Annotated in this window: 14 protein-coding genes and 5 tRNA genes; 14 read left to right on the top strand and 5 right to left on the bottom strand. The window is 52.6% G+C overall.

The annotated features are described in order from the left end of the window. Positions 1-12 precede the first annotated feature (12 nt). The 5 genes from KIH39_RS14410 to KIH39_RS14390 form a co-directional block, all read right to left on the bottom strand. On the bottom strand, positions 13-462 hold the full coding sequence (locus KIH39_RS14410; RefSeq protein WP_213493936.1) for a hypothetical protein: 450 nt from the start codon (positions 460-462) through the stop codon (positions 13-15). Between the two features lie 211 nt (positions 463-673). Further along, positions 674-1663 carry a DUF1559 family PulG-like putative transporter gene (locus KIH39_RS14405; RefSeq protein ID WP_213493935.1) on the bottom strand — a complete coding sequence of 330 codons (990 nt, stop codon included), beginning with the start codon at positions 1661-1663 and terminating at the stop codon, positions 674-676. Between the two features lie 543 nt (positions 1664-2206). After that, entirely contained in the window at positions 2207-2767 is a 561-nt protein-coding gene (locus KIH39_RS14400; RefSeq protein WP_213493934.1) for a hypothetical protein, read from the bottom strand. 113 nt (positions 2768-2880) lie between these two features. Next, the gene (locus KIH39_RS14395; RefSeq protein ID WP_213493933.1) at positions 2881-3870 is read right to left on the bottom strand and encodes a DUF1559 family PulG-like putative transporter; all 990 of its coding nucleotides are present in this window, start codon (positions 3868-3870) and stop codon (positions 2881-2883) included. Positions 3871-4306: 436 nt separating this feature from the next. Beyond that, positions 4307-5842, bottom strand: coding sequence for a transglutaminase-like domain-containing protein (locus tag KIH39_RS14390; RefSeq protein ID WP_213493932.1), 1536 nt, complete (start codon positions 5840-5842; stop codon positions 4307-4309). 376 nt (positions 5843-6218) lie between these two features. Between KIH39_RS14390 and KIH39_RS14385 the strand changes: the two genes are divergently transcribed. From KIH39_RS14385 to nusG, 14 genes are all read left to right on the top strand, one after another. Further along, positions 6219-6857, top strand: coding sequence for a hypothetical protein (locus tag KIH39_RS14385; RefSeq protein ID WP_246539306.1), 639 nt, complete (start codon positions 6219-6221; stop codon positions 6855-6857). A 79-nt stretch (positions 6858-6936) separates the two neighbouring features. Next, complete coding sequence (locus KIH39_RS14380) at positions 6937-8487, top strand: M48 family metallopeptidase (RefSeq protein WP_213493931.1); 1551 nt, start codon at positions 6937-6939, stop codon at positions 8485-8487. A gap of 36 nt (positions 8488-8523) precedes the next feature. After that, a complete protein-coding gene (locus KIH39_RS14375) occupies positions 8524-9264 on the top strand; it encodes an RraA family protein (RefSeq protein WP_213493930.1) in 741 nt (246 codons plus the stop codon). A gap of 102 nt (positions 9265-9366) precedes the next feature. Then, the gene (locus KIH39_RS14370; protein WP_213493929.1) at positions 9367-11382 is read left to right on the top strand and encodes a preprotein translocase subunit SecA; all 2016 of its coding nucleotides are present in this window, start codon (positions 9367-9369) and stop codon (positions 11380-11382) included. Between the two features lie 45 nt (positions 11383-11427). Beyond that, complete coding sequence (locus KIH39_RS14365; RefSeq protein WP_213493928.1) at positions 11428-12120, top strand: response regulator transcription factor; 693 nt, start codon at positions 11428-11430, stop codon at positions 12118-12120. Then, positions 12117-13607, top strand: a complete 1491-nt coding sequence (locus tag KIH39_RS14360) for an ATP-binding protein (RefSeq protein ID WP_213493927.1) — start codon at positions 12117-12119, stop codon at positions 13605-13607. The genes KIH39_RS14365 and KIH39_RS14360 overlap by 4 nt, the downstream gene beginning before the upstream one ends. Before the next feature lie 168 nt (positions 13608-13775). Then, positions 13776-13848, top strand: a tRNA-Thr gene (locus tag KIH39_RS14355). A 17-nt stretch (positions 13849-13865) separates the two neighbouring features. Further along, positions 13866-13948, top strand: a tRNA-Tyr gene (locus tag KIH39_RS14350). Positions 13949-14010: 62 nt separating this feature from the next. After that, positions 14011-14083: transfer RNA gene (locus KIH39_RS14345), tRNA-Gly, on the top strand. Positions 14084-14176: 93 nt separating this feature from the next. Then, positions 14177-14249 (top strand) — tRNA-Thr (locus KIH39_RS14340). Positions 14250-14377: 128 nt separating this feature from the next. Then, positions 14378-15589 carry an elongation factor Tu gene (tuf, locus tag KIH39_RS14335; RefSeq protein ID WP_213493926.1) on the top strand — a complete coding sequence of 404 codons (1212 nt, stop codon included), beginning with the start codon at positions 14378-14380 and terminating at the stop codon, positions 15587-15589. 72 nt (positions 15590-15661) lie between these two features. Further along, positions 15662-15734: transfer RNA gene (locus tag KIH39_RS14330), tRNA-Trp, on the top strand. Between the two features lie 102 nt (positions 15735-15836). Then, entirely contained in the window at positions 15837-16850 is a 1014-nt protein-coding gene (gene secE, locus KIH39_RS14325; protein ID WP_213493925.1) for a preprotein translocase subunit SecE, read from the top strand. A gap of 27 nt (positions 16851-16877) precedes the next feature. Further along, the gene (nusG, locus tag KIH39_RS14320) at positions 16878-17555 is read left to right on the top strand and encodes a transcription termination/antitermination protein NusG (protein ID WP_213493924.1); all 678 of its coding nucleotides are present in this window, start codon (positions 16878-16880) and stop codon (positions 17553-17555) included. The last annotated feature ends 201 nt before the right edge of the window (positions 17556-17756 follow it).

Here is a 17756-nt window from a genome sequence, read left to right as displayed (position 1 = left end):
CTACAGTCTGCCTTATTTTTCGGATAGAGAAATATCGATGGCATTCGCACCTCGATGAATCTCGTAAGCGAGCCCTGAGCTTTCAATTTTTTCGTACTTGCCGGGAATTTTAACGTATTTGGGGGGATGTTCAGGATCTCCATTAGCCCAGGCGGGTGCTGGTGGAACATTGGTACCCTTTTTGACGTATCCCTCTTTGGTATAACCTGCGGGTGGTCCCGTTTTTCCGTTCTTGTTTGGTGCGGTGGAAACATTTGTTGCCTTTCTCTCCTCATTGGCTCCGCCGGGTTTGAAAGCGAGAGTTTGGATGGCCACCTTAACTTTGCCGACGGGGGCTTTCACGGAGTAAGTCCCATCTCCTTTGATCATCCCTCCAGCAGTAATTTCTTTGTTCTCCTCCAGCACCACGTAAACGCTACCGGCTGTCACTGGTTTGCCCTCGATACTGACGGACCCAGTCATGTCTGCGTATTCCACTTCATTAGAACAGCCCGAAGAAAAAATCACGGTATTCGACAGGAGTAAAAATAAGCCGGCGCTGCGAAGGAATCTCAAGTGAGACATTAGGGGAGACCTCTGAGGGTAGTAGGAAGATCGATAAACGAAAGGAGTCGGCAGGCGAAAATCCTGCCGACTTGAAGTTGTCAATTATTGCAACAGGGCGAATGAAGAATTAGGGAACGGTAACCACCTGGCCATCGGCGGGCATTAGCAATTTGCCCATGGTGACTTTGTCGATCGTGTAGGAGAGTGAATGAACCGAGCCATCGCCAAAGAGAAAGAGGCCGACCGCGGCATAGGGCCCACCCCAGCTGTTGTTGTGGTTGAAGCCGTGGACTCCGTAGATTCCATCTTTGAAAATGGAGCGAGCCAAGTCGTTGGAGCCGCCTCCAACCGGAAGGTTGTAGTTGGGATTATGTCCATTGTCGTAATTGTTATCGATCCCATCCCACATGGCGCCGCGGCAGGTTCCGCCCCAGCCGCCTGTCCCAATTGTTTCATCCCAGTCCCAGCCGTTATTGCCGTTGTACTGGGAGGTTTGAATGGCTTTGCCCCCGACGATAATTGTGTTGGAGGAACCGTCCTGAATGCCTTGAATGGAAGGGGTTAGAGCGTTGAGAACGCCTTTGTTATTCCAGCCGTCCTGAATAACGTTCCAATTCCCGGCATAGTCGGTATGAGCGCCCAAAGCTTTGTTATTGGGGTTGTCGGCAGCGTTGATCCCGCTGACGCCTCCGTTGGTAGCGGTATTGCCATCGGTCGCAGGTCCGCGGCCGCCATTGACTCGAGCCGGTTCGGCGAAAACCTTGAGTTTGACCGTGGCCGAGTAGTTGTTGTACTGGTTGTTTTGTTCAACATAAGGAAGGATCTTGTAGCACCAGGAGGCCGTCATGACCTGGCCGGTATTGTCTTTCCAAACGCTGGGACTGGGCCAATAGCCGTTGGTGCCGTTGTTGGGCAGATTACCGAAAGTGTCGTTGTAGGAATGCAGGGCCAGTCCGATCTGTTTCAAGTTGTTCTGGCTGGAGGCCCGGGCCGCCGCTTCCCGGACTTTCTGCACAGCGGGCAATAATAACCCGATGAGGATTGCAATGATGGCGATTACAACCAGCAATTCGATGAGGGTAAAGCCTTTGCGATTCCGGTGGAGAGACCGTGACATGAGAGAGAGCTCCTGAAAAGAATAAATAAACAAAAAGCAGATTTGCATCTGCAAGAATCCGTTTGAAAGTGGTCGAAAACTGGCAGGACATAGCGGAAAAGTGAGTAAAACCTTTTACGCAAATGCCCGTTCGGTAACCAACCACACAGATCAAAATGAGTTTCAATAAACCAGAGTGGACGGAGAGCGGTTTATTATAAATAACTCATAATTTACATAAAAGTTACATTATCTGTTGTTAATTGCAAGGGCAAAATCGGTCGAATATGGGAATTGATTTCTCTGGTCGAGCACAAGAAGAAGTTTTGGCGAGCAAAATGTAGGTAGATGGGCTCTCAAAATAGTGGGCAGCGGCGATTTTATGAGAATCAGATTTTTGCCTTGAGGAGGCACTAGGCTGCTATGCTCAGCAGGTGCGAGGGGATAGGTGATCAGGATAGACGAGGCTTTGGTCGAGGAAACTATTGGCCAGACAGTTGGGAAGATGTTTTCAAGTGATACTGGGTGTGCTCGCATCTTGTGCAAACGCACACCCAAAAGCGATTACTTTTCAGCGAGAGTGATCTCAATAGTGTTTGAACCCTTGTGGATGTCGTAGGTTAAACCCGAGGTTTCCACTTTCTCGTACTTACTGGGAATCTTTACATATACGGGAGGATGATCCGAGTCTCCCGACGCCCAAGCCGGCGCTTGCGGTGTAGTAGTTCCCTTTTTGCTAAACCCTTCTTTACTATATCCAGCGGGTGGGCCTTTAGCTGCTCCGCCTTTCGCTCCCGGTGCTGTGCTGGGGGCAGAGGATTTGGTTTTGCTGTCATTTGCCCCTCCCGGTTTAAAGGCCAACGTTTGAATAGCGACCTTGATTTTGCCCACGGGTGCTTTGCACGTATAGGTGCCATCCCCCTTGATCACGCCTCCTCCAGTTACTTCAGGGTTATCCGCCAAGACAATGTAAACCGAGCCAGCCGTGACTGCTTTGCCGTCGATCGATACCGAACCAGTCATGTCTGCGTACTCAACACTTCCGGAGCAGCCCATCGAAGTCAGACTGAATCCCAGTAGCAAAGCCGCCAAGCCAAGAAATCGGTGTGTTTTTTGGAAAAACATCTAATTGAATCTCCATCTCATAACTTTGGGTAAAGCGGAGGGGACAAATGAAAGAAGTCGGCATGAGTTTATCATGCCGACTTGAAAGAGTATTTTTTCTACCGGTGGTGAACTTAGGGGATCGAAACAACTTGGCCGTCAGCCGGCATCAAGAGTTTGCCCATGGTGACTTTGTCGATGGTGTAGGACAAGGAGTGAACCGAACCATCAGCAAAGAGGAACAGGCCAACTGCAGCGTATGGACCACCCCAGCTATTGTTATGGTTGAAACCGTTTACACCCCAGATACCGTCTTTGAAGATCGAGCGAGCCAAGTCGTTCCAGTAGCCGGGATTAGGGAGATTGTAGTTCGGATTTTGACCGTTGTTGTAGTTGCCGTCGATACCGTCCCACATGAAAGCACGCTCGGTACCACCCCAAGCGCCTGAGCCAACTGTTTCGTCCCAGTCCCAACCGTAGTTGCCAACATATTGCGTGGTCTGGATGGATTTGCCACCGACCAAAATCGTGTTGGAGGAGCCGTCAATAATTCCCTGGATGGACGGGGTCATGGTGTTCATAACACCAAGATTATTCCAGCCGTCAGCAATAAGATTCGAGTTGCTGGCATAATCGGTCAATGCACCCAGAGCATGGTTCGAAGGATTGTCCGCTTCATTAATACCCATGTTGTTGTTCGAACTGCCATCATAGGTAGCGGGGCCACGACCACCGTTCACGCGACCAGGTTCAGCAAAAACCTTCAGCTTGGTGGTAATGTTGTAGTTGTTATAAAGATTGGTTTGTTCGACGTAGGGCAGGATCTTGTAGCACCATGACGCCGTCATGATTTGGCCATTGTTATCCTTCCAAACGTTCGGGCTGGGCCAGAAGCCGTTGGTGCCGTTGTTCGGCAGGGTTCCGATCGTGTCGTTGTACATGTGCATCGCGAGGCCGATTTGCTTCAAATTGTTCTGGCTGGAAGCGCGAGCTGCTGCTTCACGAACTTTTTGCACGGCCGGAAGGAGCAGGCCGATGAGAATCGCGATAATGGCGATAACCACCAACAGCTCAATGAGAGTGAAGCCTTTCCGGCTTCCGTTACGGGAGAGATAACGCATCATCTTAAAAACTCCAAAAAATGAGGAAGATTTGGGAACAGAAAACCTACATATAGACTCAATCCGTATAAAGGATATAAGACTTCAGACAATTTTCAGTTTAAACGCTTCTCGAACAAAAATAGACAGTGACGAAATCGCTGGAACCCAATTTACGCACGTAGCTGGAAAGATTTAATTGAATGGACGGAGAGCAACTTTCCAATTATGAAACGTCTATAACTAATTAATTGATAGCCGCCCAGGCTAGTAATATCAAGTGCAAATTGTAAAGAAATTCATTAAAATTGGTGTTGAGAATTGTGAATTAATTATTACCTTGCAAGCAATCGATTATTATAAAAATAAATTTATATATAATTTAAAATTTATATTTTGGCCGGTTCCGGACCCGAACTGAGCCTATTCAAAATAGGCTCCTTCGGTACTGCGATTGGGCTCAGTTCTTCAAGACCTCTATCTTCGGATGCTTACCGATGAACTGCATCACTGGCATCAAAGGCGTCTGTCCTCGTTCTCCTTCCCAGCTCGCATCGGTCACTTTGATATGCCCGGGTCCAACTGATCCTCTTCCTAAAGTAGCATCCAGCCCGAGCCAGGTTCCCTGAATGTAGATTTCGGTCCACATATGAAATGCGAAATGGGGCTTGGGATTGTCCGCGTAGATGACTCCGATGGCCGTGCGCGAGGGAATTCCCTGAGCCCGGCACATAGCCGCCAGCAACATGGCTACTTCCGTGCAATCGCCACTGAGACCATTCGGATCATTGGCGACTTGTGCCGCAGTGTCCATCACTTTGGTGCTCACAAAACGAAAGTTCTTATTCAACCAGCTCTCCATTGCCTGAGCTTTATCCCAATTATTAACCTGACCCCGGCTGGCCGTGTTGGAAAGTTTGATCACCTCCGCATCATTGGAGGTAATATAGTGGCAGGAGTTCAGATACTCTGGCGGCGCTGGCTCGGCCTTTACCGCGTTCTTAGGCGGTTCGCGGAGAGCTTTCACAGTGAGTTCGAAGCTCAGATTATCCTGACGCTGCACGATTGTGTGGAGATGGGAGGGTTTCAGTAAATCGCCCGGTGCGATCGGAAATTCCAGAGTTATACGATAACTCATTTGAGGCAACGAGTGAATCTGGTTCACTCGTTGAGAGAGAGGAATATCGGTATTCGCTTGAATATCGGGCAGCTTACCGTTAGCCGCTTTCGCCTGATCACCGGTGGTTCTTACCAGGGTGGCGTAGCCGATCCCCGGAATCTCCATCATTGTCTGTTTGATTTCTCGAGTTTTGGGATCGACCCAGATCGAAGCGGAGGGAGGCAGAATTCCTCCGATCTTTGCACCCTGAAGATCGATCCGCTGCCATTCCAGAATCGCACCTTCGGGTGATTTGAATCGATCCTTGCCCGCGATTTTGCCCAGCACTTTGACAGCCGCATTCAGGGTGGGCTCGAAATAGTAATAATCGAACTTGTCCTCGAGTTGGCGAGGTTCTTTCAAGATCTGAAGTTCGGTTGCAAATCCCACCAGAGGAAAGTCTCCGATCTTGTCTTCGTAATTTTCGGTCGGCGTTTTTGTGGAGATGAGATATCCCTTGGGTAGGGCAGTCAGTTCTTTTTGTATTCTGGACAGACTGGAGGTGTACTCCATGCGTACCAACTTGCCTTCGGATTCCTCCGTGATCTGTTTGTCGTCCAGGGTGAAGACCGCTCTTCCTCTCGTCATTTTGAGATCGTAAACTCTCGTGGCTCGAATGATTTCTTTGCCGTCCCGAACCACGTGCTCGAGCTGAGTTTGGACGTGGCCGAATTTGTGAAACTGGCCACTTTCATCCTTCCAGTAGGCCGCGTCCCAGAGAGTTTCGGATTTCGAGGTGTCTTTATTGTTCTTAGCGGGGAAGGGGATTGGCCGTTCTTGGCTCTGGAGTGGAGAAATTGCGAAAAAAAATATCGTAGCGATCAGGAGACTGCGCATGGTTCACCTCCAATAGCCCAAACGCTCGGCTCAACCGCGGATCGCGCAGGCTTCGCAAGCTATTAAAGTATATGTCGTTCTTCAGCTTAGGAGATCTTCAATAAATCCCCGTAACTGTTAAACTTTGCGCGACCGGCAACGTTTGCACAGGCACCGCAGACGCCCCATATTTCGCAATATGAAATTTGGAGTAATCCTTACTTTGCCTCGAATTCCTACCTTGCGCCTGCAGGGGGTTGTCCACATAATAGAATGAAGCTGGAATGAAAAACTTACCGGCTGTTGTGAGGTAGAGTTGCGGCATAACCGAACGCGCAACTCAGACCTGCCTCCGACTTCACGCCGAAATTCATAAATATTCGAGGTTTCCTAGATCGTGTCATCGATCACCACTCACTTGCGCCGCAATCAGTACGGCAACTTCCGACTGACTGATGCCATTCGTCCTGGCCCCGGGCTGTCAATCTTCCCGGCGGAAGGGTACCGAGTCGGGATGTATCGCGATTCCTACACCGGCAAAACTTTGCCGATGCTCTCGGCCGCGATTTCTGCCGAGAAAATTTTCGATCTGTTTCTGGAACTGATCGTCCCTCTGGGCACGACGGTTCATGTCATTCTGGAGTCGTCGCACGATGGCAGCCGGGATAGCGTGCGTTGTTGCCGCCGGACAGATATCGACACTCCCGTGCTTTCCAGTTACTGCTGGGAATTCGAAAATCTCCTTTTGAACGACGGCTGCACGGCTCTGTCGGTACTGGCCGATCGAAAGCGGCTCGAAGTGCAGTTCGACGAACACAAACTCTTCCATGTTTATGGAAAGAGACTGAAGCCTTTTGAGAAGATCCTGGAGAATTACGGGATACCTTTGAATAATGAACTGAAATTGATTTGTGAAGACGAACACCTTCATCACTCGACCGTTCGCTTTCAGGATGAATTTCAGCAATTGGCCGAGCGACTGGGTGCCGAATTGCCCTCTCGAGTTCTCAGCGACAGCGACGACAACGGCTGGTAGAATAGACAAGTCGCACGATTTTTAGATAGCACTCAATATTCTAAAAAGGTGCGACTTACGTTTCACCGCTGGATTCGGAATGGCCTTTCTCCTTCTATTCTGCCTGATGATAGCCTGTCTTCCGGTGCAATGGCCTGAACCGGTTTTTGGAAACTTTCCGCTTCTCGTCTCCCTGAGCACTTTACTTATCGTCCTCCTGCTCGTTGGTCTGGCAACGATGGTTTCGGACCGGGTTGTCCGGCATCTTTCGAGAAAGCCGGACGAACGAATTTCCATCAGTAAGCGATATATCTACTGTCGGAATCTGCTCTTTTTTGCAAATTTATTCGGCTTCGCCCTGATGCTGGTGTCCCTCGGCTGGGGCTGGTTAATTCAAACTTATTGCCAATTTAACGATTCCCGCGGCACTGCCCGGCTCTGCCCGGGAGCCGAATTGCTCATCGTTGCTCCGTTCTTCATCATCCTGCTGGGAACTTGGCTGGTCTACTATGATGCCGATCGGGCTTTTCATGAGACCAATGCATACTCCACATTCCGGGAACAGTCCTTTTTCAGTCGGGCGGGTTATGCCTTTGCGAACCTGCGACAGAATCTGCTTTTAACCCTGTTTCCCGCCTTGCTCATGACGCTTCAGCAAAGCATTACACGCAGTTTTCCCCAGACGTTCGACAGTCAGAATACCAGTCTGATGTCGATGGCTTCTCTCCCCATTCTGTTTATTTTTCTTCCCTGGATGTTACCCAAACTGATGGGATGGAAATCCCTTCCCCTCGGCGAAGGACGCGACCGGTTGCACGCGAAAGCCAATCGCCTGGGACTTAGATACCGGGATATTCTCGTTTGGAACACTCGGGGCATGGTTGCCAACGCCATGGTTCTCGGCCTGTTGCCCGTAGCCCGCTACGTGGTCTTTACAGACCGCTTGCTCAATGAACTGAGCCGGGATGAAACCGATGCCGTTCTGGGTCACGAAATCGGGCACGTCAAACATCACCATATGCTCTTTTACGCCCTGTTTGTGATTCTGAGTCTGATTTGGATCAGTATGCTCAGCGAAATATTTCGACTCTATCACCCAGTCTGGACCGAGCAGCACCCCAATCTCTTTTTTGTCGCACCCATAATAATTCTGGCCGTGTATATCTTTGTCGCTTTCGGCTTTCTCTCCCGACGTTGCGAACGTCAGGCCGATATCTTCGGTTGTAAAGCGGTTTCTTGCGATAATCCCCATTGTCTCGGCCACGACATGCTTCAGGATCTGGGCCCCTTTCGGGGAAGTCTCTGTCCGACCGGGATACAAACTTTTGCCAGAGCACTGGATCATGTCGCCGAGATTAACGGGATGCAGAAACATCGCCCCAGCTGGGCTTCCTTCGATTGGCGAGGCAAGCCCTTGTGGATTTTCGAATCCATCACCTCTTGGCTGGGTTCGTGGCAGCACTCCACAATCCATCGACGAGTGGAATACCTCAGGAACTTAGCTGAAAATCTGGACGAGGAGCCGCGATTTCAAAGGCGACTTTGGCTTCTGAAATGGGCTTTGATAATTTTTCTTCTGGCGGGAATAGTGGTCTGCGGACAGATCTACGGCTGGGATCTGCTGCTGGGCGATTCCGGTTTTGAGGAGTAGCCAGACTTCACAACGCACGGGAAATGAGGACGGGTCATGTCATCCGAATCAAGCGCTGTCGATGAAGGGGTCTTAAGCGCTCTACGCAAGTACGATACGCCGACGATCTGCAATGTGCTCGAGCTACTGGAAGTCCGGCCCCGGACGGCCGGATACATGGATGCTCGAATTCAAGCCTGCTTTCCGAAACTTCCCCCGATGGTGGGGTTCGCAACCACGGCCACCTTTCGCTCGGCAGCTCCCGCACGGGCGGGCGACGTCTACAGCGGCCTGGATCGGCAGGTGGAACTTCTGAGTCAAATCCCCGGCCCTAAAGTTGTCGTATTTCAGGATTTAGACGACCCCAGCATGGCGGCGACTTTCGGCGAAGTGATGTGTACTACCTATCAGTCTTTTGGCTGCGTGGGGTTGATCACTAGTGGTACCGGACGAGATTTAGATCAGGTGGAGGTTCTAAATTTCCCCTGCTTTACGACTGGTACTATATGCTCCCACGGTTACTGCCAGATTGTGGACCTTCAAACGATCGTTCGGATCGGAGGAGTGACCATCTATCCCGGGGATCTGCTGCATGGCGACCGCAACGGAGTGACGACCATACCCACTTCCGTGGCCCACCTGGTGGTGGCGGGTTGCTCCGGACTGGCTGAAGCAGAGGCGGTTGTCTTGAATTATCTGAAAAAAGGTTCACCCAGCGCAGCAGGTTACAAGTCCGCCCGGGCCGATTGCAGCCGGAGGATTAAATCGCTGGCAGACGAACTTCGTCGGAAACTTTAACGGGTATAATGATTCGATGGGGTCCGTCAACCTAAATCGGGCGGATCTTGTATTGTTTACACGGTGTCTGAATCGGCGGTAAAACCGAAAGAATCGATAGCTATGAGTATCGTTGCAGAAGCCCCCGATCTATTGAAACAGCGTTCTCCTTGTCCACCCCGACAACGCTCGAGTGGCCGACTCGGAAATCCGTTAGCCAATCGCTCCCGCGCCCTGATCGGTCGAGGTTCCAAGAGGGCTCTGGCTAAAGCCGCAATTCTCGTCCCTCAAATTCGCCATTGGGAACAGCACTACGGCATTCTCCCGGATGAGGAACTGCCGGCGATGGCCGCCAAGCTTCGCGGCGAAGCCCGATCGGGAAAACCCAATCGCAAGTTGGTAGCCCAGGCTTTTGGATTGTGCTCGGTTGCCGTCTGGCGCGTGTTGGGTATGCGGGCTTTCGATGTGCAATTAGCGGCGGGCATTTGCATGCACGCCGGTAGCATCGTGGAGTTGGCCACCGGGGAAGGGAAGACCTTAACCGCGACGTTCCCCGCCTTCTTGAACGCCTTGGCGGGAAAGGGCGTCCACGTTGCGACGGTGAACGATTACCTGGCTAAGCGCGATGCGGAGCAGATGGTCGGCCCCGTTTACAGCAAGCTCGGGCTGAGTGTCGGCTGTCTCCAGCAGAAGATGGACGATAACGAGCGAGCCAAGCAGTACAAATGTGATATCACGTACGCCACAGCCTCCGAATTCGGCTTTGACTTTCTTCGCGATATGATGAAACTGCGCGGCGGGCAGATGGCCAAAGATCCGTTCTGGGCCGCGTGGACTGAAGGCGGGAGTGCCAAAATGGATCCGCGAGTCCAGCGCGGCCATTACTTCGCACTGGTCGACGAAGCCGATAGTATTTTCATCGATGAAGCCCGTACGCCTCTGATCATCAGTTCGCCTACGCGGGAGGCAAGCAAGGAAGAGCAAGTCGTTTACCACTGGGCGGATAACGTCGTCAAGAAAATGGTTGTGAAAGAACACTTCACCATCGACACAAAAAAAGACAAAGTGGAACTTACCGAGGTGGGCCGACATATGGCTCGCTATTCCAGTCCGCCGGTGGGACCGCATTCCAAGGCGATGGACAAGCTGTTCGAGGCCGTCGAGAAAGCGCTCCAGGCTCATTACCGGTTCGTTAAAGATCATCATTACATGATCATCAAAAACAAAGTGGTGATCGTCGACGAAAATACCGGGCGCCCGATGCCGGATCGGCAGTGGCGCGAAGGCCTTCACCAAGCGGTGGAAGCCAAGGAAGGAATGCCGATCCACATTGCTTCCGATCACGCGGCTCAAATTACTTTTCAAAATTACTTCCGGCTTTATCACAAACTGGCCGGTATGAGCGGAACGGTTATTCAGAACGCCCGCGAATTGAAAAAGATCTATAAACTGCAGACCGTCTGGGTGCCCACCAATCGTCCGATCGTGCGGAAATTGCTGCCGGATGAAGTGCTGCCCACCGAGGATGCAAAATTCGACGCGATCGTGGAACGCGTTCGGGATCTGGTGAATCAGGGCCGACCGGTTCTCATCGGCACCCGCTCGGTCGAAAAGTCCGAAGCCCTCTCGGAAAAATTGACCAAGGCTCGAATTGAGCATAAAGTTCTTAACGCCCGCCAGGATGCTCACGAGGCGGAGGTTGTGGCCGCGGCCGGTCAGCCTGGTCGAGTGACTGTGGCGACGAACATGGCCGGTCGCGGTACCGACATCAAACTGGGTTCGGGAGTGGCCGAGAAGGGCGGGCTCCATGTAATCGGTACCGAACGGCACGAGGCCATACGAATCGATCGTCAATTGCTCGGTCGAGCCGGTCGACAGGGCGATCCGGGAAGCGGTCAGTTCTTTGTTTCGCTCGACGATAAGCTGCTCGAAGGTTTAGGCCCCGCAAAACAGCACCAACTCACCGAATTAGGAAAACTCGGTGGGAGACGAGACTGGAATTCGTTCCGTCAGCTCTTTATGCTGGCGCAAAGACGAGTCGAACGCAAGCACCTCCGGCAGCGGTTGGACTTGATGAACTACGACAAGCAGCGAAAAGACATGCTTCAGGATCTTGGGGCCGATCCATTTGTGGATTAACAAAAATTTAATAGAATTTCAAAATGTTTTCCTAGAATTGCTCACATGGCACATCGCATCCTAGTAGTTGAAGACGATTTGGCCAATGCGGATTATCTCACCCGTGGCCTGAAAGAAGAAGGTTTCACCGTCGAGCACGCCGCCGATGGAGAGACCGGTTCTAAACTCCTGGCCAAAGGCAACTGGGATGTAGTCATCCTGGACTGGTGGCTGCCGGGTCAGGACGGACTGAGTCTGCTTAAGAAATTCCGCGCCAGCGGGGAGTCGACCCCGGTACTCTTCCTGACGGCCCGAGATGCAATCTCGGATCGCGTGCAGGGCCTGGACGGGGGAGCGAATGACTACCTCTGTAAGCCGTTCTCGTTCGAAGAACTTCTGGCTCGAATTCGAGCTTTGATTCGACGGCCGCAGGCAAGCGTCGAAACGACATTGCGCTTTGCGGATATCACTTTTGATCTAGTGAATCGGGTCGTCAAGCGGGGTGGGCAGAAGCTCGATTTTACCACCAAGGAAGAAGCATTACTGCTGTTCTTCATGCGGCATCCCAACGAGATACTTTCTCGTTCGACGATTTACGAACATGTTTGGGAAGAGAAATTCGACGGGGTTTCCAACACACTGGAAGTCCACGTCATGGAACTTCGGCGAAAGTTGGAAATGTTCGGCCCGAGATTGATTCGAACTCTCCGTGGTCGAGGTTATCAACTTACCGAACCCACCGGTAAGGAAGAAGAATGAGTCTGACAACCCGGCTGACGGCTTTTTTTCTCGCCGTCCTGGCCGTGGTTCTGATTGGTTTTGGCACAACCACTTACACATTTTCCCGTCGCGATCTCTATTTCGACGCGGCGGAACAAATCAATTTCGTTCTCAAAACACTGGAATCCGCAGCGCAGATCCGGCCGATGGGTGTCGGTTGGGAACCGCCTTTTCTGTTCGTCAGTGTCGGTGTGCGCGATCTCAAGCACAATCAAGTCGAGTGGGGGGTTTATTCTCCTCACGGCAAGCGAATCGTCTCAACCGCCCATTTTCAGGATCTGGAAGGGGCCGACGATTTTCCCCGCGTGGTGGACTCCCAGGAAAACCAGCTCACCTATTTCGAAGATTCGGGCGGTCGATCCTGGATGTTCATGAAGCATCAGATTGCCCCCAAGCCCAACACGGCCCGCGAAACATCTCTGCAGAAAATGGACGGTCTGATTGTGGCCGTAGCGGTATCGCTCGAGCCGATCAACAACACGCTTTCTCGGCTAGCCGTGATGCTTTTCGTGGTTTCCACGATCGTTTGGTTGGCGTTCCTGGTGATAGGCCGACGAATCTGCCAGCGGGCTCTGCGACCAGTTACGCGTATGTCCGAGCAGGCCGGCCGGATGAACGAGCAGAGGATGAACGAGAGACTGGTCGTTCCCGAGGCGGATGATGAACTCCGGTCTCTGGGGGTGTCCTTTAATGGCCTTCTAACAAGACTTCAGGAAGCTTTTGAGCGGAATCGGCAGTTTGCGGGGAATGCTTCGCATCAGCTTCGGACGCCGCTGGCGGCGATAATGGGACAGGTGGAAGTTTCCCTGCGTCACCCGCGCTCGGCCGAGGAATATCGCGATACACTGGTCAAAGTGAAAAACGGCGGCTTGCAGTTGCGTCAGATTATCGAATCGCTGCTCTTTTTGACGCGAGCGGACCGGGAAGGGCTGGCAGCCGGATTCGAGCCCCTTGACGTGAGTGTCTGGATTGAAACCTGGAGGCAGCAAAGGGACTATTTGCCGAGAATTCACGATTTGAAAATCATCAGACCCGATCTGCCCTGTTGGGTGCGGGCTCAGCCCGCTTTACTGGCCCAGATGATCGATAATCTTGTGGATAATGCCTCAAAATATAGTCCGGAACGCACGCCCATCCTCCTGCAGGTCATCCGCTTGAGCAAGCAGGTATCCATATCCGTGGAAAACCACGCAAAAGGGATTCCCGCGGAAGAGATCGGCTATGTGTTCGATCCCTTTTTCCGATCGGAGGATTCGCGTCGATCGAGCATACCGGGGGTGGGTCTGGGGCTGGCCGTCGTACGGAGGATTGCCGAGGCTTTCCAGGCCGAAGTCCGAGTGGAATCGATATTGAATAAGACCACCAAATTCGAAATTCTGCTGCCGCGGGTCCCCGACGAGTACAGTTCCAAGGAAGCCCGGCAAGATGTCCTGCCTGCGCTGGAAGAAAAGGTTGTTTCCGCCTGATCCGGCTCGGGTGTTAAATTTCACGAAACATTTTTTTCCAGTTCGACACAGAACCTAGAACTAAGTCGTAACGTCCATAAAATGCCATTCTCGAATATCTGAAATGAATTTCACCTTGTCAGCCCGCAGGTGAAACTCTAAGGATATTAGTTCGGTGGGATGCACCCTGCTACCGTAGCTCAACTGGCAGAGCAGCGGTTTTGTAAACCGCAGGTTGCGAGTTCGATTCTCGCCGGTAGCTTTGGTTAGTACGATAACGGGCAGATGGCAGAGTGGTCAATTGCACCAGACTGTAAATCTGGCACCTAACGGTTTCGGGGGTTCGAATCCCTCTCTGCCCATAGTTTTCGGAAGACTCAGTTCGTAGCCCGCTTCAGAGGGGCAGGCTGGGAGTTAGAATTGTGCGGGTGTAACTCAGCGGCTAGAGTTCCTGCCTTCCAAGCAGGATGTCGTGGGTTCGAATCCCATCACCCGCTTTGGTCTTTCCGGTATTTTCCCGGGAGGTTCCAGCCGTCCGCCTTGGTCGATCCGGTAAGATGGATCTGCGGGATGTTGAAAGTTGGTTGCGTGCTGCTGTAGCTCAGCTGGTAGAGCACTTCCTTGGTAAGGAAGAGGTCATGGGTTCGATTCCCATCAGCAGCTCTGGGGGTTTGAAAACCCACTTACTGTAACAAGGGTAGAGGGAAAGCGGAAAAGTAGGTTGACGCAACCAAGGCGCTCCACCTGTACCGCACCTGTTGTATCACAAGCGTTAACCTTTTGGAGAAGCGATGGCTAAGGGAACATTCTCACGAAGTAAGCCCCACGTGAACGTCGGAACGATCGGACACATTGACCACGGCAAGACTACCCTGACGGCTGCCATCATGGCTCGCCAGGCATTCAAGAACGAAGTGGCCGACTTCAAGAGCTATGCTGAAATCGCCAAGGGCGGTATCGTTCGCGACGCCAACAAGACTGTGACCATTGCCGTTTCTCACGTTGAGTACGAAACCCCGAATCGGCACTACGCTCACATCGACTGCCCCGGCCACGCCGACTATATCAAGAACATGATCACCGGTGCCGCCCAGATGGACGGCGCGATTCTGGTGGTTGCCGCCAACGACGGCCCGATGCCTCAGACCCGCGAGCACATCCTGCTGGCCCGCCAGGTCGGTGTGCCCCGTTTGGTGGTGTTCATGAACAAGTGCGATACCGTCGACGATCCCGAATTGCTCGAACTGGTCGAACTGGAAATTCGCGAACTGCTGAAGAAGTATGACTTCCCCGGCGACGAAGTTCCTGTTATCCGCGGTCAGTCGAAGGATGCCTTGGAAAATCCCAAGACCGATGGTCCCGGTTCGAAGTCGATCGACGCTCTCATGGAAGCTCTCGACAGCTATATTCCGACCCCCATTCGCGAGTCGGATAAGGCGTTCCTGATGTCGATCGAAGACGTCTTCTCGATCAAGGGCCGCGGTACCGTAGCGACCGGTCGCGTCGAACGCGGTAAGGCCAAGGTCGGCGATGAAGTGGAAATTATCGGGCTGCGAAAAGACAGCGTGAAGACGGTTATCACCGGTATCGAGCAGTTCCAGAAGACCTGCGAAACGGCTGAAGCCGGCGACAACGTCGGAACTCTGCTTCGCGGTATCGAACGTGACGGCATCGAACGCGGCCAGGTTCTTGCTAAGCCCGGTAGCATCACCCCGCACACCAAGTTCGAAGCTAACATTTACGTCTTGTCGAAGGACGAAGGCGGACGGCACACCCCGTTCTTCAGCGGCTACAAGCCTCAGTTCTACTTCCGCACGACGGACGTGACCGGAAGCCTGACGCTGCCCGAAGGTGTCGAAATGTGTATGCCGGGCGATAACGTCAAGGTAACCGTCGAACTGTTGCCGGAAATGCCGGTCGCCATGGACGAAAACCTCCGCTTCGCTATCCGTGAAGGTGGCCGAACGGTCGGTTCGGGCGTTGTGACCAAGATTCTCGTCTAGTTCAGGGTTATCAGCCAATTCCAAGAGGAGAGATAAAATCTCTCCTCTTCCGTCATTATGGTTGATCTCTCTACGAGCGTAGCTCAACTGGCAGAGCACCGGTTTCCAAAACCGGCGGTTGGGGGTTCGATTCCCTCCGCTCGTGTATAGATTATCACTGCGAAGCCCGTTGCGAGGATGCAACGGGTTGTTGTCCTTATAGAGAGGTCCGGGCGTTCCGCTCCCGATCGATACTCAGGAAAAGATAATGGCCGTTGCCGAACCAGCCACACCGGAACTCAAACGAGCTTCCCGCGGTAATGCTTCCCCACTCTGGCTTGCCAGCCTGATTGCCGGGGTATTGGTACTTGCCGGCTTGGTTTCCGTCGTCTACGGGATTCCCATGCTCCTGGACGCGGTCGCTGGCAGAGGAAAAACCGGGGCTCTCACCCCGTTCGTTCGGGCCGCGATCGAAGTGCTCTTCCAGGTAGTCGCGGTGATCGTGCTCGGTATCTTGGGTACCAAGTTGGGGGGAGGCGAAGGCCGGCCCGGAATTCGGGGCGGGATTTTCGTGGCGATATCCCTGCTTTTTACCGTCTTCTTTCTTGCCAGGGCCGTCGCAATGATTGCCCAGCGAGTGTTCACTTTTGCCGATCCCGTGGCCTTAGGCGTCTTTTTAGGGGCGATTGCGGGCTTTGCTATCCTGACTTACAAGTTATTCGGTTCCGGCCGATTCGATAGCTGGGCCAAGGGCGTGGAAGACGCCGGTTTGTTTTCTTCCTCCCTCTACAAGAAGAATCTGGGACTGCGAGTGCGTAGGCTGACCATTTTGGGCATTCTGCTGATCTTCGGTTCGGGTGTTTACACCCTCATGGAAAATGGCTGGCTGGAGGTTAATAATCCTGGTACGAACACGAATAACTGGATTATTCACACACCATTCCTGGCCGATTTCATTCTCTTGCCCGACATCCGTTTCACCGTCCCGTTGCTGCTTCTGGGATTGGGGCTCTGGCTCGCCTGGCGTGCGATCAACATGCCGATGTTTGCAGACTTCCTTATCGCGACCGAAGCGGAAATGAATAAGGTGTCGTGGCCTACCCGAAAGCAATTGATTCGGGATACAATAGTAGTGCTCGTCACTCTGGCAATTTTTACTTTGTTCTTCTTCCTGGTCGATGTATTCTGGAGTTGGCTCCTGAGCCGGGACCTGATTGACATACTTCCCCACGCGGACGTGAAGCAGTTGCCAGGGCTCGATGACGCGCCAATCAAACCGTAATTTAACAGCCTGTTGTGAATCCCATCCATGAGTGAACCTACCGAACCGACCGAAGCACTTCCGGAGAATGCGGAACCGCAATCTGCTGCTCCGGCCACGGCCACAGCCGTGGATCCCGCCGCGGCCGCATCCAAAAAGAACTGGTACGTGGTGAAGGTCCAATCGGGTCGGGAAGACTCCATTAAAGCCGCCATCGAACGGCGAGTGAAAATGGATGGCCTCGAAGAATACTTTGGCCGTATCTACATCCCCACCGAAAAATACACAGAAGTTCGTAACGGCAAACGCATCACCAAGCATCGCAAAAAGCTGGCCGGATATCTGATGGCCGAAGTCGAGTTCAACGAAAACATTCTGATGCTTTTCCGCGATACGGCGGGCGTGGGCGATTTTCTCGGTGGCAGCCTGCACCGGGCACCGGTTCCGATGTCGGCCATGGACGTCCAGAAAATGATGGGCGACGAGGTCGATGAGGAAATCAAGGACGCCGCCGGCATCACCAAAGGCGGCAAAATCAAGATTCCTTATGGTGTCAACGATCGCGTCAAGGTCCGGGATGGCACTTTTGCCGGTATGGAAGGTGAAGTGAAAGAAATCATCGAACCGCGCGATTCCAAGGAAAATCCCAAAGTCAAAGTCGTGCTCTCGATCTGGGGTCGACCGGTGGATGTCGACGTGGAATATTGGCAGGTAGATCCGGTCTAAGCGGCCGGTATTCGTTTGTTTGTTCGCCCGCCGGTTCCTCTCTCCGACAGTCAATTTCGCCCAATCTGGTTTTTGCCTTTCTCGCCCCCATAGCGGTATTTTCCCTCGGTAAGCTATGGCTTAGCTTCGCAAGATGAAATTTACTTCAATGTAAGAGTTGGTGCGAAGTTGCGGTAATTCTATAGCGTCCTTCCGGGAGGT

It is taken from the genome of Telmatocola sphagniphila (genome assembly GCF_018398935.1).
Taxonomy (GTDB): domain Bacteria; phylum Planctomycetota; class Planctomycetia; order Gemmatales; family Gemmataceae; genus Telmatocola; species Telmatocola sphagniphila.
Note: the sequence above shows the minus strand (reverse complement) of the source record. Positions and strands in the feature narration are given on the sequence as shown.

Excerpts from the sequence above, each read along its gene's own strand:
- KIH39_RS14410 (WP_213493936.1), bottom strand. The coding sequence starts at position 462 with ATGACTGGGTCCGTCAGTATCGAGGGCAAACCAGTGACAGCCGGTAGC.
- KIH39_RS14405 (WP_213493935.1), bottom strand. The coding sequence starts at position 1,663 with ATGTCACGGTCTCTCCACCGGAATCGCAAAGGCTTTACCCTCATCGAA.
- KIH39_RS14400 (WP_213493934.1), bottom strand. The coding sequence starts at position 2,767 with ATGTTTTTCCAAAAAACACACCGATTTCTTGGCTTGGCGGCTTTGCTA.
- KIH39_RS14395 (WP_213493933.1), bottom strand. The coding sequence starts at position 3,870 with ATGATGCGTTATCTCTCCCGTAACGGAAGCCGGAAAGGCTTCACTCTC.
- KIH39_RS14390 (WP_213493932.1), bottom strand. The coding sequence starts at position 5,842 with ATGCGCAGTCTCCTGATCGCTACGATATTTTTTTTCGCAATTTCTCCA.
- KIH39_RS14380 (WP_213493931.1), top strand. The coding sequence starts at position 6,937 with ATGGCCTTTCTCCTTCTATTCTGCCTGATGATAGCCTGTCTTCCGGTG.
- KIH39_RS14375 (WP_213493930.1), top strand. The coding sequence starts at position 8,524 with ATGTCATCCGAATCAAGCGCTGTCGATGAAGGGGTCTTAAGCGCTCTA.
- KIH39_RS14370 (WP_213493929.1), top strand. The coding sequence starts at position 9,367 with ATGAGTATCGTTGCAGAAGCCCCCGATCTATTGAAACAGCGTTCTCCT.
- KIH39_RS14365 (WP_213493928.1), top strand. The coding sequence starts at position 11,428 with ATGGCACATCGCATCCTAGTAGTTGAAGACGATTTGGCCAATGCGGAT.
- KIH39_RS14360 (WP_213493927.1), top strand. The coding sequence starts at position 12,117 with ATGAGTCTGACAACCCGGCTGACGGCTTTTTTTCTCGCCGTCCTGGCC.
- tuf (WP_213493926.1), top strand. The coding sequence starts at position 14,378 with ATGGCTAAGGGAACATTCTCACGAAGTAAGCCCCACGTGAACGTCGGA.
- secE (WP_213493925.1), top strand. The coding sequence starts at position 15,837 with ATGGCCGTTGCCGAACCAGCCACACCGGAACTCAAACGAGCTTCCCGC.
- nusG (WP_213493924.1), top strand. The coding sequence starts at position 16,878 with ATGAGTGAACCTACCGAACCGACCGAAGCACTTCCGGAGAATGCGGAA.